We start from the raw sequence: 15,515 nt of genomic DNA, 5'->3' as shown, positions 1-15,515 counted from the left end.
GTTGTCCACAGGCTGTGGCAATCGGGCGTTGACCGCGGTCGCGTGCGCCTCCTAGGTTGTGCCCAGACAGGCCCCCGGGGCTGCCGAGCGACACTCGCAAGGGGAAGGCGAGCGTCGCGACGCGAGCCGGGGGCCTTCTGCTCGCCCCGGACCTGCTCGCCCGATCAGCTCCGGCCGGGTCCGGGGGCGCTCACCGTCCGGTGAAGACCGGCGGCCGCTTCTCCCGGGCCGCGCGGATCCCCTCCTGCAGGTCCTCGGTCGCCATCGTCACGGGCTGGGCCAGCGCCTCCCACTGCAGGCAGCTCTCCAGGTCGGCGTGTCCGCCGCCGGCCAGCGCGAGCTTGGTGAGCCGGCTCGCGACCGGCGCCGTGCGCGCGATCCCCTCCGCGGTGGCGAGCACCTCCTCCTGGAACGTCGCGGCCTCGATCACCCGGGAGACCAGGCCGAGCCGCAGTGCCTCGTCGGCGTCCACCGTGCGGCCGGTGAGCAGCAGGTCACGGGCGTGCGCCTCCCCCACCACGCGGGGCAGCAGGTAGGTGCCGGCCATGCCCGCGTGGACCCCGAGCCTGACGAACGGCGCCGCCAGCCGGGCGCCGACCGCGGCGTACCTGAGGTCGCACGCGAGCGCGAGGCAGAGCCCCGCGCCGATCGCCGGACCGTTGACCGCCGCGATGGTCGGCACCTCCAACCGGCGGATCGAGAGCCAGGCCCGGTAGAACGGCATCATCCGCTCGCGCAGGTCGTCGACGCTGGCCTCGGGTTCGCTGGCGATCCACGAGGTGTCGCCGCCGGAGCAGAAGGCGCTGCCCTCGCCGGTCACCACCACCGCACGCACCGACCGGTCCGCGGCCAGCTCGTCGACGGCGGCGACCCACGAGCGGGTCATCTCGCCGGACATCGCGTTGCGCTGGTCGGGGTTGTCGAGGGTGAGCACGGCGACGCCGTCGCGGGGGCGCTCGAGGCGCAGGTGGCTGAGTTCAGGCATGGGGACAACGTAGTGACCCCGCTCCCAGGCCGCCGTGACGCGGTCCACGGCTCCGGTGCGCCTGCCGCGCGCCGCGGCGGGGGTGTCGTAGGGTCGAGACGGCTCGGCGGCGCCCGCCGTCGGGCTCCGACGGGCTTCCCCCGGGGTACCCCGTCGCGACGACCAGTCTGAGACAGAAGCAAGGAGGCCGTCATGGCGGAGACCTGGAACGGCGAGTTCTACTGCGTGAAGTGCAAGGAGAAGCGCGAGGCCGAGGGCGAGGTCAAGGTCAACGACAAGGGCACCCGCATGGCCAAGGCCGTGTGCCCCGTGTGCGGGACCAACCTCAACCGCATCCTCGGCAAGGCGTGATCACCGGCTGATCGCCCCCACGAACACGTACGGCGGCGTCGCCCCGGTCAGATGACCGGCGCGGCGCCGTCGTCGTATCCCGGCCGCGCTCCCTCCCCCGGCCTGTGGACGGGCGCCTGCGCGGCGGGCGCCGGCTGTGCGAGCCTGCGGCCATGCCCGCCGTCCGTGCCGTCGCCCGCCCCGTCCTGAGGCCCGGCGTGCACGTGGTGCGTCGCGACGACCGGCACCTCCAGGTCGGCCTGGACCCACCCCACGCCGTGGTGCTCCCCGACGTGGCCCCCGTCCGGCGGCTGCTCGAGCGGCTGCGGTCCGGCGAGACCGCCGAGCTCGCTCCCGAGCTCGCCCCGGAGCATGCCCGGATCCTCGCGACCCTCGAGGAGCGCGGGCTGCTCGTCGACGCCGGCGCTCGGGAGCGGGTGCTGCGCGGTGTCGCCGACCCGCACGCGGCCGCGGCCGTGCTGGCGAGCGCCGGGTCCGCGGCCGAGGAGCGGATGGCCGGCCGCTCGGCCGCCCGGGTCGAGGTGACCGCGCCCGTGGACCTGCGCTCGGACGCGGTGCGGCTGCTGCGCTCCTCGGGGGTCACGCTCGCGGCTCCGGGCGCCGGGTCCGTGCTGACGCTGGTGGTCAGCGACGTGGTGCTGCCGCGTGCCGACCTCGACCCGCTGGTCCGGGCCGGCCGACCCCACCTGGTGGTCGGGCCCCACGACGAGGGGTTCGAGGTCGGGCCGCTGGTGGTCCCCGGGGCCACCGCCTGCCTGCGCTGCGTCGACGCCCACCGCGCCGAGCGGGACCCGCGCCGCTCGGTGGTGCTCGAGCAGTACGCCGAGGCGACCCGCGCGGTGGCGCCGGTGCCGCGCGACCCGGCGCTGCTCGCGGCCGCGGTCGCGATGGCCGTGCGCGACGTCGTCTGCTGGGCCGACGGCGAGGCCCCGCTCAGCTGGTCGGCCAGCCTGGTCCTGCGCCCCGGCGTGGCTCCGGAGCGACGTGAGTGGCGGCGCCACCCGCACTGCGGGTGCGCCTGGGACCAGCTGGCGGTCTGATCACCAGTGCTCGCTGTCGAGCTTGCCCTCCATCGCCCGCAGGTGCTCACGCGAGCAACGCTCGCAGAAGTCCTTGGGCCGGCCGTTCTCCACGGCGGTCGACCAGGTCAGCGTGCTGGCCTCGTCGCTCTCCTGGCGCCCGCAGAAGTCACAGGTCCTCACGGGTCGACCCTAGCCGCCGAACCATGACCGCCCCGGAGACGGCGGGAGCCGGGTACGACGACGGCGGTCGTCGTACCCGGCTCCCTGTCCACACCCGCGATCAGGTGCTCCGGAGAGGTGCTCCGGGGGTCACAGCGCGCGAGCGAGGGCGAGTCGCGCCTGCTGCGCTGCCTCCTCGGCCTTGCGGCTGAGACGACGGGCCCGGACCAGCTGGTGGCCCCGGCGCTGCTGGTGCGCCTCTCCCAGGCGCTCGGACATTTGTGCGCGTGCCAGGTTCTCCTGCATGAGATTCATGGTGGTGCTCCGCTTCCGGTGGGTCTTCATGGCTTGATCGGTGGTCCTTCTTCGAAATGCGCTGCCGACGGGTGTCGGCGACTCAGAGCGCTCGGGCGAGGGCGTAGCGGGCCTGCTGGGCGGCCTGCTCGGCCCTCCGGTTCAGGCGGCGGGTGCGGGCGAGACGGTGCCCGAGCCGCATCTGCTGCGCCTCTCCCAGGCGCGCGGTCATCTGTGCGCGTGCCAGGTTCTCCGGCATCAGGTTCATCGTGGTGCTCCAGTTCTGCTCGGTGTGCTCATCGGTGGTGGTTTCGTGGATCGATGCTCGAGACCTGCCGGTCCCGGGCGGCTCAGGCGGCCGCCTCGTTCTTGCGGGGACGGCCGCGGGGCCGCTTGCGCGGGATCACCACGCCCTGCAGGAAGAGCTCGCCGCCCCAGACTCCCCAGGGCTCGCGGCGCTCGAGGGCGCCGTCGAGGCACAGGGCCTGGACCGGACAGCCCTGGCAGAGGGCCTTGGCGTGCTCCACGTCGGCGGGCGACTCGGCGAACCACAGCTCGGGGTTGTTGGCCCGGCAGGGCAGCAGCTCGTCGTCCACCCGGCTGGCCTCGTCGTGCAGGACCCCCAGGCTGGGCGCCTCGGCAGTGCCATCGGTGCGGTCGAGAACGCTGATGGTCATGTTTTCACCTCCTTACTTCTGACCTGATCGCGGTTGGTGGTGCGGGCTGGAACGCGGCCTGGGAAACAGAAAGGCCGCGGATCCCGGTTCGGGTTCCGCGGCCTGGAGGCTGCCGATGCTGTCGTGGTGTCAACAGCTGGGCGGTCTCCAGGCACTGGTCCCCGGGAAGTAGGCCTGGGCCGGGCTCACGATGGAGCCGGCGCCGGCGACGAACTTGCGATCGCGCACGACGGGCGTGACGAGGGCGCACTTGTCCGCGGCACCGACGACGGTGCGACCCAGGGTCGAACCGGAGGCGTGGCCAGAGATGGGCATGCCGAAGGTCGACGCGATCTGGGTCGTCGTCGTGGTCATGGTGCTGTTCATCTGGTCCACCTCCTTCGATGCTCGGGCGCCGGCGTTGTCAGGGCCGTGGTGCGCTGGCTGTTGTGATGCGGGAAAACTATCGCGTGCCCCAGGTAAGGGGCAAACGATTTTGTGGGTATTTCTCGATTTTTTTCAGATCTCGTCCTGGACCAGCGCCAGGACCGCATCGCCGTACCGCTCGAGCTTCGACCGGCCGACCCCGCTGATCCGGAGCAGGGCGTCCGGGGTCCGGGGGCGGTGCTCGGCGACCAGCTGCAGCGTGGCGTCGGTGAAGATCACGAACGCCGGCACGCTCTCCTCCCCCGCCTGGGCCTTGCGCCACTCGCGCAGCCGCTCGAACAGCCCCTCGTCGTAGGACGCGGGGCAGTCCTCGCACCGGCCGCGCTTCTTCTCCGCACCGGTGGACAGCGGCCGGCCGCACTCGCGGCAGCTGGCGACCTTGCGCTGGCGGGGCGCCTTCGGCTCGGGCCGGGCGTGGTCGGGCAGCAGCGGGTCGAGGAAGCGCGAGGGCTTGCGCGAGGCCCGGCCGCCCGGGTTGCGGGCCTGCGCCCACGACAGCGAGAGGTCCAGGCGGGCCCGGGTCATGCCGACGTAGAGCAGCCGGCGCTCCTCCTCGATCGCCGCCGGCGACTCGGCGTAGGTGATCGGCAGCGTGCCGTCCTGCAGCCCGCACAGGAAGACCGAGTCCCACTCCAGGCCCTTGGCGGCGTGGAAGGTCGCCAGCGTGACCCCGTCGGCGACCGGGGCGTGCTGCTCGGCGGCCCGGCGGTCGAGGTCGTCGACGAACCCGTTGAGGTCGGCGCCCGGGGCGCGGGCGAACTCGGTCGCCTGGTCGACCAGTGCCTGCCAGGACTCCCAGCGATCCCGGGTCTGGCCGCGCGCGGTGGGCGCCTGCGAGGTCCAGCCCATCCCGGAGAGCGTGGCGCGCACGGTCTCCACGACGTCCTCGCCCTCACCGGAGCGGGCCGCGCCACGCAGCCGGGTCACCGCCTCGCGCACCTCCGGGCGGTCGAAGAAGCGGGCGGCGCCGCGCACGACGTACGGCAGCGCCCGGCTGGCCAGCGCCTCCTCGAAGGCCTCGGACTGGGCGTTGATGCGGAACAGCACCGCGACCTCGCCGAGCGGGCGGCCCTGGTCACGCAGCCGCTTGATCGCGGCCGCCGCCGCCTCGGCCTCGGCCACCTCGTCGGGGTACCCCGTGTAGGTGACCGCCGGCCCCGAGGGCCGCTGCGCCCGCAGCTCCACGCTGCGGCTGGTGGTGCCGGCCAGCAGCGTGTTCGCGGCGGCGACCACCTCCGGCGAGGAGCGGTAGTTGCGCACCAGCTCGATCGAGGTGGTGTTCGGGTGCTTGGTGGCGAAGTCGCGCAGGTAGGCGGCGTTGGCGCCCGCGAAGGAGTAGATCGTCTGGGCGGGGTCGCCGACCACGCAGAGCTCGTCGCGACCCCCCAGCCACAGCTCGAGCAGCGCGGACTGAAGCGGCGAGACGTCCTGGAACTCGTCGACGACGAACCACTTGTACTGCCGGCGCACCTGGGCCGCCACCCGCTCGTCGTCCGCGAGCATCCCGGCGGTCAGCAGCAGCACGTCCTCCATGTCCATCCGGCCCTGGGCGCGCTTGGTCTCCTCGTAGGCCGCGAACACCCGGGCCACGGTCTCCGGGTCCTGCCCGGAGACCGACCGGCCGCGTCGGGTCGCCAACCGGGCGTAGTCGTCGGGGTGGACGTTGCTGACCTTGGACCACTCGATCTCCGAGGCCAGGTCGCGCAGCAGCGCCTGGTCGGCGTTCAGCCGCTGCCGGCGCGCGGCGGTGGCCAGCAGGCCGATCTTCGACTCGATCAGGGTCGGCAGCTCGGTGCCGTGCACCCGGGGCCAGAAGAACCGCAGCTGGCGCAGCGCCGCGGAGTGGAACGTGCGGGCCTGGACCGGGCCCGCCCCGAGCGTCCGCAGCCGCGACCGCATCTCGCCGGCCGCGCGGGTCGTGAAGGTGACCGCGAGCACCTCGGTGGGGGCGTAGACCCCGGTGGCCACCCCGTGGGCGATCCGGTGGGTGATCGCCCGGGTCTTGCCGGTGCCGGCGCCGGCCAGCACCCGCACCGGACCCCGCAGCGCCTCGGCCACCCGCCGCTGCTCGGGGTCGAGCGCGGCCAGCAGGTCGTCGGGCCCGGGGGCGGGGGGCATGGGAACAACTCCTCGGTGGAACTAGTTACTTCTGATGGTCCGCAAAACCCTAGACGGACCCGATGACAGTCCGAGCAGAGGAGATGCCTGCTTTGTTCACGATGTACACCACCCCCTGGTGCGGCTACTGCCACCGGCTCAAGGGCCAGCTGGACCGCGAAGGCATCACCTACGACATCGTGGACATCGAGCAGGACCCGGCCGCCGCCAGCATCGTCGAGTCCGCCAACGGCGGCAACCAGACCGTCCCCACCCTCGTGTACGCCGACGGCACCGCGCAGACCAACCCCTCGCTGGTGCAGGTCAAGGAGAAGCTGGCCGCGCTGGCCTGAGCCCGCCGGTCACCACGAGCCGGGCAGCGGCCCGCCGTACCAGTGCTCGACCAGCGACCGGGAGATCGAGACGCCGCCGGGCAGCAGCAGCGTGCCCGCCTCGGCCTCGGCCTTCATCGCGGTGCGGGTGAACCAGCGGGCCTCGGCGATCTCCTGCTCGTCCACCGAGATCGCGGTCGACTCGGCCCTGGCCACGAACCCCAGCATCAGGCTGGCGGGGAGCGGCCAGGGCTGGTTGCCGAAGTAGGTGACCTCGCCGACCCGCACGCCGGTCTCCTCGACGACCTCGCGGCGCACGGCGTCCTCGAGGGTCTCCCCCGGCTCGCAGAAGCCCGCGAGCGTGGAGTAGCGGCCCTCGGGCCAGCTCGCCTGGTGGCCCAGCAGGCACCGCTCGTCCTCCGAGCCCGGGTCGCCGGCGGTGACCAGCATGATCACCGCCGGGTCCGAGCGCGGGAACTGCACGCGACCGCACTCGGCGCACCGCAGCTCGTGGCCCGCGGCCCGCGGCTCCAGGGGTCCGCCGCAGCGGGGGCAGTGGCGGGTGGCGCGCAGCCACTCGGCCAGACCGATCGCGTGCAGCACCAGCGGCGCCTCGTCCACGCCCTCGCTCGCCAGGTGCGGCAGCACCTCGCGCAGCCCGACCCAGTCGCCGGCCTCGCCGGGCGCGTCGTCGGGGTCGACCACGACCGCGAAGTACGTCGTGCCCTGCTGCTCCCCGAGCAGGATCCGCAGCCCCTGCGGCGCGTCCACCGGGGCCACCCAGTCCAGCCGGCCCCCGACCGGGCGCACCCGCGCCCCGGCCAGCACCAGGACCCGGCTCTGCGGGGAGCTCCAGCGCTCCTCCAGCCAGGGATCGTCGGTGCGACGGACCCCCGTCCGATCGTGCGGGTTGGCGGCCAGGCGGAGGTGCGGGTAGGTCACGTTGCCGAGGCTAGTCCGGCTTGGGTGGGCGCCGCGGTTGGCCCTAGGCTCCACGCGAGTGAGCACCCACATCGGCGCCGAGCCCGGCGAGATCGCCCCTGTCGTCCTCATGCCCGGCGACCCGCTGCGCGCGCGGTGGATCGCCGAGACCTTCCTCGAGGACGCCCGGTGCTACTCCGAGGTCCGCGGCATGCTCGGCTACACCGGCACCTGGCGCGGCCGGCGCGTCTCGGTCCAGGGCTCGGGCATGGGCCAGCCCTCGCTGGCCATCTACGCCAACGAGCTGTTCCGGGAGTACGGCGTCGAGTCCATCGTCCGGGTCGGCTCCTGCGGCGCGCTGACCGACCGGCTGGCGGTGCGTGACATCGTCCTCGCCTCCGGCGCGTGCACCGACTCCTCGATGAACCGGATCCGCTTCGAGGGCCTCGACTACGCCCCGGTCGCCGACTTCGGCCTGCTGCACCGGGCCTACGAGGCCGCCCGGACCCGTGCCGGCGGGGCGGACGTGCACGTGGGGCTGCTCCTCAGCAGCGACTCGTTCTACAGCCCCCGCCCCGAGCTCACCGCGCGGATGGTGGAGTACGGCGTGCTCGCGGTCGAGATGGAGGCCAGCGCGCTCTACACCCTGGCCGCCGGTCACGGACGCAAGGCGCTCGCGGTCTGCACCGTCTCCGACCACATCGTCACCGGCGAGGAGACGACCGCGGCCGAGCGGGAGAAGACGTTCGGCGCCATGGTCGACATCGCCCTCGAAGCGGCCCTGGGCGCGTGACCGCCCCGCGGGTCGTCCTGACCCGGAGCAGGTGGTCACTGCTGCTGCCCATCGCGGCATGCGGCTTCCTGGACGCGGGCCTGGTCCCGGCACTGCTGGACGGCGTGCGCGGCGGCGTCACCGTGGACGGCGAGCCGGTCTCCACCGGCACCGCGGTCCTGGTGCTCCTGCTCGTCGGCCTCCTCGCCCTCCTGCTCGGGGTCGGCCTGGTCGCCCTCGTGCGGCGGCTCGTCGCACCGCCCGCCGCCTTGGTCGTCGAGCCCGGTGAGGTCCGGCGGGAGGCGGCCGGCCGGGTCGACCTGCGCATCACCCGCGAGCAGGCCACCGGCCTGGTCTACCGGCCGGCCCTGTCGACCACGTGGAAGCGGTCGACGCCCGGGGACCCGGCCGTGCGCGGCGTCAGCAGCCGCCGGCTGCACGGCCGCCTGGAGGTGCGCGCTCCGCAGGGCATCCTGGAGATCTCCGACGAGCGTCGCTGGGCCGACGTGGTGGACATGCTGCGCGAGTGGGCGCGAGCGCGCCCCGAGCTCGTCGGCGACGACGTGACCGGGCAGCTGCTGCTCCCCACCGGGCCGACGGCCGGGGAGAGCGCGGCGGGCACCACCGGCGCGCACCTGCGGGCCGACCCGCCGCGGACCTCCTGGGGCCTGGTCTGGCGGGCCCTGCGCACCCGGGACCCGTGGTCGCCGTTCCTCCCGGACGGCTACGGAAGGTACAGCCGCGTCCTCAGCGGCCGGATGTCCTCGGGCCGGGCCGCCGTGCGCGGTCGGGTGATCTGGCTCCTGCCGCGGTGGATGCTCCTGCTCTGCCTGTGCGCGGGGTGGCTGATCGTGCCCGGCTTCCTGGTGTGGGGCACCGTGAACCTCACTCACATCTGAACGCCGGAAACCCCGCTCCGCTCGGTCTCAGCTCACCAGCCGCTCCAGCTCGACGCGGTCGGGCAGGCCCGCGGGCTCGACGACCTCACCGGTGCGGACGTAGTAGAACGCCACCGTGACCTGCTCGACGGGGACGCCGGCGAGCTCGGCCCAGGCGGTCCGGTAGATCGCGAGCTGGAGCGGGTCGGCGGTCGCCTCACGGTTGGTCTTCCAGTCCACCAGGAGGTAGCCGGGCCGGCCGGCGACGACCTGCTCGTAGACCGCGTCGATCCGGCCGCGGACGACCTGGCCGCCGAGCACCAGCGCGAACGGCGCCTCCACGGCGTGCGGCACCCGGTCGGCGAACGGACCCTCCTCGAACCGCTTGACCAGCTCCTGCAGCTCGGAGTCGTCGTCGATGCCCTCGTCGCCGCGGCCCGGCAGCTCGTCGGGGTCCAGCAGCAGCTGCTGGCCGAACCGCGCCTCCACCCAGGCGTGGAACCTGGTGCCGAACCGGGCCGCGGACGAGGGACGGCGCGGCATCGGCCGGGCCAGGTCGCGGGCGAAGCCGTCGGGGTCGTCGCGCAGCCGGGCCAGCGAGGTCGCCGACAGGCTCGAGGGCAGCGGCACCTGCACCTGCGGCGAGCGGTCGCGGCGTGCCTCCTCCAGGAGCCGGCCGATCTCGTCGTCCCACTGCGCGATCCGGTCGAGGTGCAACACGTCCTCCACGGTCTGCTCGTCGACCGGGCGCGCGGCCCGGACCCGGGCGGCGGCCTCGATCCGCCGCTCCACCTCGGCGGTGCGGTGCGAGATCGGCCACGGCAGGTCGGGCGAGACCTCGGCGTACGGGCTCGTCGCGCCCTTCGGCGGCGCGTCGAGCCAGTGGTCGGGCGCCCCGCCCCAGGCCTCCATCGCCTCGCGGGTGGCGCGGAGGTACGCCGAGGGCCCGCGGGCGGACTTCAGGTGCGAGGCCCAGCACCAGGCGGAGACGAACAGCCGGTGCCGGGCGCGCGTCCAGGCGACGTACCCGAGCCGCAGCTCCTCCTCGGCCTCGTGGGCCTTGGCGGCGGCCGCGTGCGCGGCGATGTCCTCCGGCGTGTGGCCCCCGAGCACCGGCAGGTCCCGGGCGTCGCCGCGCAGCGCCGCCGGCATCACCGACGGCACCGTGAGCCAGCTGGACCGGCCGCGGTTGGTGGGGAACTTCTGCTCGGTGACGCCGACCAGGAAGACCGCGTCCCACTCCAGGCCCTTGGCCCGGTGCACGGTCAGCAGCTTCACCGAGTCGGCCTCCGACGGCGTGGCCACGTCGAGGCCCTGGCCGAACTCGTCCTCGGCCTCCAGCCAGGCCAGCAGCGCCGCCAGCGTCACCTGCCCGTCGACGGCCTGGAACTCCGCCACCGCCTGCACGAACAGGTCGAGGTTGTCGCGGCGGGCCGCCGCCGCGGGGCTGACCGAGGAGGCCAGCTCGAGGTCGATGCCGGTGACGTCGACGATCCGCCGGACCAGGTCGAGGATCGGCTCGCCCACTGCCGCCCGCAGCCGCCGCAGCTCCTCGGCCAGCAACGTGAACCGCGCGCGCGCCTCCGCGGAGTAGGCGTGGTCGCCGGGATCCTCCAGCGCGTCGCACAGCGACGCGATCTCGGTCGGGTCGGCTCCCTCGACCGCGGCCCGCAGCTGCGCCTGCAGGTCGGGCGCCCCGGGCCCGGCCGCGCCGCGCTGGTCGCCGGCGAGCTCGGCGGCCCGCCGGCCGAGCAGCGCCAGGTCGCGCGGGCCGATCGCCCAGCGGGGGCCGGCGAGCAGGGTCAGCAGCGCGGCGTTGGCGGTGACGTCCTGCACCAGGGTCAGCGTGGCGACCACCTCGGCCACCTCGGGCAGCCGGAGCAGCCCCTTGAGGCCGACGATCTCCACCGGGATCTCGCGCTCGCTCAACGCGTCGAAGACCTTCGCCGCGTGGGCGTTGTCGCGGGTCAGGACGCCGATCTCCTTCCAGGCCGGCCCCGCGCCGGCGGCGGCAAGCTCGGCGTGCACCTCCACGACCCGGTCGGCGAGCCAGGCCAGCTCGTCGTCGTAGGTCTCGTGCACCGCGACCCGGACCTCACCCGGCGCCGCGCCGGGCTTGGCCTCCAGCGGCCGCAGCCCCGGGCGCGCGGCGTACAGGTCGGCCGCGAGGTGGTTGGCGGTGGCCAGGATCCGCTCGTCGCTGCGCCGGTTGACCGTCAGCGGGTAGGTGCGGGGCTCGCCGTCGCCGGCCGGGAAGTCCTGGCCGAACTCGAGGATGTTGGACACCGAGGCGCCCCGCCAGCCGTAGATCGCCTGGTTGGGATCGCCGACCGCGGTGACCGGGTGGCCCCGGCCGTGGTCGGGGTCCGGGCCGGAGAAGAGCCGGCTGAGCATCAGCGCCTGGGCGACCGAGGTGTCCTGGTACTCGTCGAGCAGCACGATGCGGTACTTCCCGCGCTCCAGCGCGCCCACCTCCGGGCACTGCGCGGCGAGCCGCGCGGCCAGCGCGATCTGGTCGGAGAAGTCCATCAGGCCCAGGTGGGCCTTCAGGTCCCGGTAGGCCTCGACCAGGCCCAGCAGCTCGGCGCGGCGGTCGATGGCCGAGATCGCCTTCTCGTTGCGGGCGCGGTAGGTCTTGCGCGACTCCGCGGCCATGCCGTCGACGAACCGCTGCCGCTCCGCCGCGTCGTACGCCCGGACCGTGGCGGGATCGACGAGGTGCTCGCTCATCTCGGCGTCGAGCGCGAGGAGGTACTGCACGACGTGGCGCGGTGAGTCCGACAGGTGCTCGACCGGCCGGGTGTAGCGCTGCACGACCCGGGCCGCGAGCTGGTAGCGGCTGGCGTCGGCGATCAGCCGGGTGTCGGGCTCGTGGCCGATCCGCAGGCCGTGCTCGGAGAGCAGCGCCGAGGCGTAGGAGTGGTACGTCGAGACCGTGGGCTCCTCGACCTCCCCTTCAGCCACAGTCTCGCCGTCGGGCCCGGGCAGCGGGCGCAGCTCGCGGTCCGGCAGCAGCCCGGCCTGCCGCAGGCTGGCCCGGATCCGGGACGCGAGCTCCGCGGTGGCCTTGGTCGTGAAGGTCAGGCCGAGGACCTCCGCGGGGGCGACCCGGCCGGTGGCCACCAGCCACACCACCCGGGCGGCCATCACCGTGGTCTTGCCCGAGCCCGCGCCCGCGATCACCACCGCCGGCTCGAGCGGCGCGGTGATCGCCGCGAACTGCTGGGGGCTGAAGGTCCAGCTCTCCCCCAGCAGGTCGCGCAGCTGCTCGGGGGTGTCGAGGCGCAGGCTCACGACAGCACCGTCCCCGCGGCCTTGGACGGGCAGAGCGCCTGGAAGGCGCACCGGTCGCAGTGGCCGCCCGGCCGGGCCACGAACTCCTCCGCGCGCAGCGCGCTCACCGCCTGCATCAGCTGCTCCTCGATCGGTCGGGGCCGGCCCTCGGCGGCCGGCTGGGGCGACTGCAGCTGCACCTTGGGCAGCTCGCCGCCCACGCGCAGCTGGACCAGCTCGGCGCCCCCGGGCTCGGCGGGGCGGCCGAGGACCTCGTCGGCCGCGCCGTGCTCGACGGCGAGCTGGTAGAGCCCGAGCTGCGCGTGCCGCTCCACCTCGGGCCCGGTGGGTGGGTACTTGCCGGTCTTGAGGTCGACCACCACGACCCGGCCGGCCTCGTCGAGCTCGAGCCGGTCGGCGTACCCGTGCAGGCGCACCACCCGCCCGTCGGGGAGGCGCACCTCGGCCCGCACCTTCGGCTCGGTGGCCAACAGCGTGCGCGCCCCCGGCCGCCGGCTCCAGGCGAGGAACCGGCGGATCGCGTCGGCCACCGCCACGCGCTCCCGCGAGCGCGACCACGGGGTGCGGAACTCCATCCGCTCCCACACCTCGTCGATCATCGAGTCGACCAGGGCCAGCACCCCGGCCTCGTCGCCGGCACCGGCGGACCCGGGGTCGGCCCCGACGTCGCCGGAGGCGATCCGCTCGGCGACCGCGTGCACGATCTTGCCGAACCCCTGGCTGGCCGAGCTGACGACCGCGCCCCCCGCCTCGCGCTGCAGGAACCACTGGGCCGGGCAGGTGAGCAGGCCCTCCAGCGCGCTCGCCGAGATCGTGAGCGGCTCCTCCGACGGCCGGACCGGGCGGTCCGAGCGGCTCGGCGCCCGCAGCCCCCACCAGGTGGCGGGGTCGGCGCCGGGCGCCACCGGGCGGCCGTGCACGTCGGTCTCGGCGAGCATCCGCAGCCGGGAGGCGGCCGCGGCGCGCAGCGGCTCCGGCTGGTCGGGGTCGGCGAGGGTCCGCCGCAGCTCGGCGACCAGGCCGGGCATCGACAGCGGGCGGCGGGGCCGGCCGATCCGGTGCACGGGCGCGTGGCCGAGCTCGTCGACGAACCGGGACGGCTGCTCGCCCTCGTCGTCCGGCGAGCGGACCGCGGTGACCACCAGCCGCTGCCGGGCGCGCGTGACGGCGACGTAGAACAGCCGGCGCTCCTCGGCGAGCACCGCGCCCCGGGTCAGCGGGGGTAGCAGCCCGTCGCGCCCGATCCGGTCGGCGCCCAGCAGCGAGTCGCGGCGGCGCAGGTCGGGCCAGGCCCCCTCCTGGACGTGGGCGACCACGACCAGCCGCCACTCCAGGCCCTTGGAGCGGTGCGCGGTGAGCAGCCGGACCGCCTCCCCCCGCACCCCCCGGTCGGCGAGGGTGTCCGCGGGGATCTCCTGGGCCCGAAGCGTGCCGAGGAAGCTGGCGATGCTGGCGTGGCCCTGCTGCTCCTCGGCCCGGGCCGCGGTCTCGAAGAGCGCGCAGATCGCGTCGAGGTCGCGGTGGGCCAGGCGGGCACCGGTCCCGCCGGCCTGGGTCCCGATCCGCAGCCGGCGGCCCCAATCGGAGCCGTCCCAGAGCACCCACAGGACCTGTTCGATCGTCGCGCCGTCGTCGAGCTCCTGCCGGGCGCGGGCGATGAGGTCGGCCAGCCGGAGCGCCCGCCGGGCGGGCTCGCCCTCGATCCCGGCCAGGGCGCCGGGCTCGAGCAGGGCACCGCGCAGCAGCTCGCGGGCGGGCGTCTCCGGCTCGCGGCGCCGCAGCGCCCGGGTCAGCGCCCGCACGTCGGTGGCGTCCAGGCCCCCCAGCGGCGAGGTGAGCGCGGCCTCCACCCGGTCGGCCCCGACGAAGTCGTCGGCGGCGGGGTCCTCGACGCCGGCGTCGACCACGAGGGCGAGCGTCGCCAGGAGCGGGACCACGGCCGGCTCGCGCACCAGCGGCGTCTCGTCGCTCGCGACCTCGACCGGCACCCCCGCCGCGGCCAGCGACCGGCGCAGCCCGGGGATGCTGGACCGGCCGGACCGCACCAGCACCGCCATCTCCGACCAGGGCACGCCGTCCTCCAGGTGGGCGCGGCGCAGCAGGTCGGCGACGTTCTCGGTCTCGGCCCGGGCCGTATCGAAGGTCAGCACCTCCACCGAGCCCGCGCCGTAGGAGTTGGGGGCCGGCTCGGGCGAGCGGAACGCGGCGTACTGCTCGGCGGGGATCGCGCCCCGCACCGCGATCCCCGCGGCGACCGTGCGCGAGGCGCGCAGCAGCCGGGACCCGAAGCGGCGGGTGGTGCCGAGCGCGACCACGGGCGCGGGCTCGCCGGTGGCGGCGCGGAACTCGTGGGGGAAGTCGAGGATGCCGCGCACGTCGGCCCCGCGGAAGCCGTAGATCGACTGGTCGGGGTCGCCGACCACCGTCAGGTCGCGGCCGTCGCCGGCGAGCGCGCGCAGCAGCGCGACCTGGCTGGGATCGGTGTCCTGGTACTCGTCGACGAAGACGTGGCGGAACCGCGCCCGCAGCTCGTGGCGGTGGGCCTCGGCCTCGACCACCGCCCGCGCGATCAGGTCGGGGTAGTCGATGGCGCTCTGGTTGCCGAGCACGTCGAGGTACTGCCGCAGGAAGTGGCCGGCGGCCTCGAACTCGGGCACCCGCTCCCGGCGGCCGAGCTCGACGAGGTCGTCGGGGTCGAGGCCGCGCTCGCGGGCGCGGGCCAGCACCGCGTGCACCTCGCGGGCGAAGCCGCGGGTGCCGACCGCGGCCCGCAACGCGTCCGGCCAGCGCACCGACTCGGGGTGGTCGGTGAGCAGCTCGGTGAGCACCACGTCCTGCTCGGGCGCGCTGAGCAGCCGCAGCGGCGCGGCGTACAGCTCCGAGGGGGCGTAGAGCCGCACCAGGCCGTAGGCGAAGGAGTGGAAGGTCGAGCTCAGCGTCGTGCTCATCGTGCGGCCCAGCCGCGCGGTCACCCGGTCGCGCAGCTGCTCGGCGGCCTTGCGGGAGAACGTGAGCGCGAGCACCTGGTCGGGGCGCGCGCCCTCCTCGACCCTCCGCACGATCGCCTCGACCATCGTGGTGGTCTTGCCGGTGCCGGGGCCGGCCAGCACCAGCAGCGGCCCGCCCGGGTGGTCGACCACCCGCTGTTGGTGCTCGTCGAGCGTGGGGACGTCCGTCACGGTGGGCGGGCGCACCAGCTGGTACGTCGTCGCGGCGGCCGGGGAGCTCATGACGGCCACTCTCGCACTCGGCTCCGACAGTCGCCGGGATCAGGGCCGCGAGCCTGTGGAGACCTGCCATACGCCGC

General features: G+C 74.9%; 15 protein-coding genes. 5 read left to right on the top strand and 10 right to left on the bottom strand.

Annotated features, from left to right (window positions below):
- Positions 1–190: 190 nt before the first annotated feature.
- Positions 191–985 (bottom strand): enoyl-CoA hydratase/isomerase family protein, encoded by a 795-nt coding sequence (locus tag BJZ21_RS05610; RefSeq protein ID WP_179662851.1) that lies wholly within the window; start codon positions 983–985, stop codon positions 191–193.
- Positions 986–1,177: 192 nt separating this feature from the next.
- Here BJZ21_RS05610 and BJZ21_RS05605 point away from each other — a divergent pair, with 192 nt between their 5' ends.
- Together BJZ21_RS05605 and BJZ21_RS05600 are read left to right on the top strand one after the other, a co-directional pair.
- Positions 1,178–1,336: a DUF5679 domain-containing protein gene (locus tag BJZ21_RS05605; protein WP_179662850.1), complete on the top strand. Its 159-nt coding sequence runs from the start codon at positions 1,178–1,180 to the stop codon at positions 1,334–1,336.
- Positions 1,337–1,488: 152 nt separating this feature from the next.
- Positions 1,489–2,376 carry a hypothetical protein gene (locus BJZ21_RS05600; RefSeq protein ID WP_179662849.1) on the top strand — a complete coding sequence of 296 codons (888 nt, stop codon included), beginning with the start codon at positions 1,489–1,491 and terminating at the stop codon, positions 2,374–2,376.
- On the opposite strand, the gene BJZ21_RS05595 is transcribed toward BJZ21_RS05600, so the two are convergent.
- From BJZ21_RS05595 to BJZ21_RS05570, 6 genes are all read right to left on the bottom strand, one after another.
- Positions 2,377–2,538, bottom strand: a complete 162-nt coding sequence (locus BJZ21_RS05595; protein ID WP_179662848.1) for a hypothetical protein — start codon at positions 2,536–2,538, stop codon at positions 2,377–2,379.
- A 129-nt stretch (positions 2,539–2,667) separates the two neighbouring features.
- On the bottom strand, positions 2,668–2,823 hold the full coding sequence (locus BJZ21_RS05590) for a hypothetical protein (RefSeq protein WP_246298454.1): 156 nt from the start codon (positions 2,821–2,823) through the stop codon (positions 2,668–2,670).
- A gap of 91 nt (positions 2,824–2,914) precedes the next feature.
- Positions 2,915–3,070: a hypothetical protein gene (locus tag BJZ21_RS05585; protein WP_179661871.1), complete on the bottom strand. Its 156-nt coding sequence runs from the start codon at positions 3,068–3,070 to the stop codon at positions 2,915–2,917.
- A gap of 91 nt (positions 3,071–3,161) precedes the next feature.
- Positions 3,162–3,488, bottom strand: a complete 327-nt coding sequence (locus BJZ21_RS05580; protein WP_179662846.1) for a WhiB family transcriptional regulator — start codon at positions 3,486–3,488, stop codon at positions 3,162–3,164.
- Between the two features lie 129 nt (positions 3,489–3,617).
- A complete protein-coding gene (locus BJZ21_RS05575) occupies positions 3,618–3,854 on the bottom strand; it encodes a hypothetical protein (protein ID WP_179662845.1) in 237 nt (78 codons plus the stop codon).
- 132 nt (positions 3,855–3,986) lie between these two features.
- Complete coding sequence (locus BJZ21_RS05570; protein WP_179662844.1) at positions 3,987–6,032, bottom strand: ATP-dependent helicase; 2,046 nt, start codon at positions 6,030–6,032, stop codon at positions 3,987–3,989.
- 62 nt (positions 6,033–6,094) lie between these two features.
- Here BJZ21_RS05570 and BJZ21_RS05565 point away from each other — a divergent pair, with 62 nt between their 5' ends.
- Positions 6,095–6,364, top strand: coding sequence for a mycoredoxin (locus BJZ21_RS05565; protein WP_281380828.1), 270 nt, complete (start codon positions 6,095–6,097; stop codon positions 6,362–6,364).
- 9 nt (positions 6,365–6,373) lie between these two features.
- On the opposite strand, the gene nudC is transcribed toward BJZ21_RS05565, so the two are convergent.
- A complete protein-coding gene (gene nudC, locus BJZ21_RS05560; RefSeq protein ID WP_179662843.1) occupies positions 6,374–7,285 on the bottom strand; it encodes an NAD(+) diphosphatase in 912 nt (303 codons plus the stop codon).
- Between the two features lie 58 nt (positions 7,286–7,343).
- On the opposite strand from nudC, the gene deoD reads away from it, so the two are divergent.
- Positions 7,344–8,057, top strand: coding sequence for a purine-nucleoside phosphorylase (gene deoD, locus BJZ21_RS05555; protein ID WP_179662842.1), 714 nt, complete (start codon positions 7,344–7,346; stop codon positions 8,055–8,057).
- Entirely contained in the window at positions 8,054–8,935 is an 882-nt protein-coding gene (locus BJZ21_RS05550) for a hypothetical protein (RefSeq protein ID WP_179662841.1), read from the top strand. The genes deoD and BJZ21_RS05550 overlap by 4 nt, the downstream gene beginning before the upstream one ends.
- A gap of 27 nt (positions 8,936–8,962) precedes the next feature.
- Here the strand turns inward: BJZ21_RS05550 and BJZ21_RS20815 are convergent, their stop codons facing one another.
- Positions 8,963–12,202: an ATP-dependent helicase gene (locus BJZ21_RS20815; protein ID WP_246298715.1), complete on the bottom strand. Its 3,240-nt coding sequence runs from the start codon at positions 12,200–12,202 to the stop codon at positions 8,963–8,965.
- Positions 12,203–12,204: 2 nt separating this feature from the next.
- Positions 12,205–15,438: an ATP-dependent helicase gene (locus BJZ21_RS20810; RefSeq protein WP_179662839.1), complete on the bottom strand. Its 3,234-nt coding sequence runs from the start codon at positions 15,436–15,438 to the stop codon at positions 12,205–12,207.
- Positions 15,439–15,515: the final 77 nt, after the last annotated feature.

Source organism: Nocardioides panaciterrulae, assembly GCF_013409645.1.
GTDB lineage: Bacteria > Actinomycetota > Actinomycetes > Propionibacteriales > Nocardioidaceae > Nocardioides > Nocardioides panaciterrulae.
The sequence above is the reverse complement of the archived record's forward strand: the minus strand, read 5'-3'. Positions and strand labels throughout refer to the sequence as shown.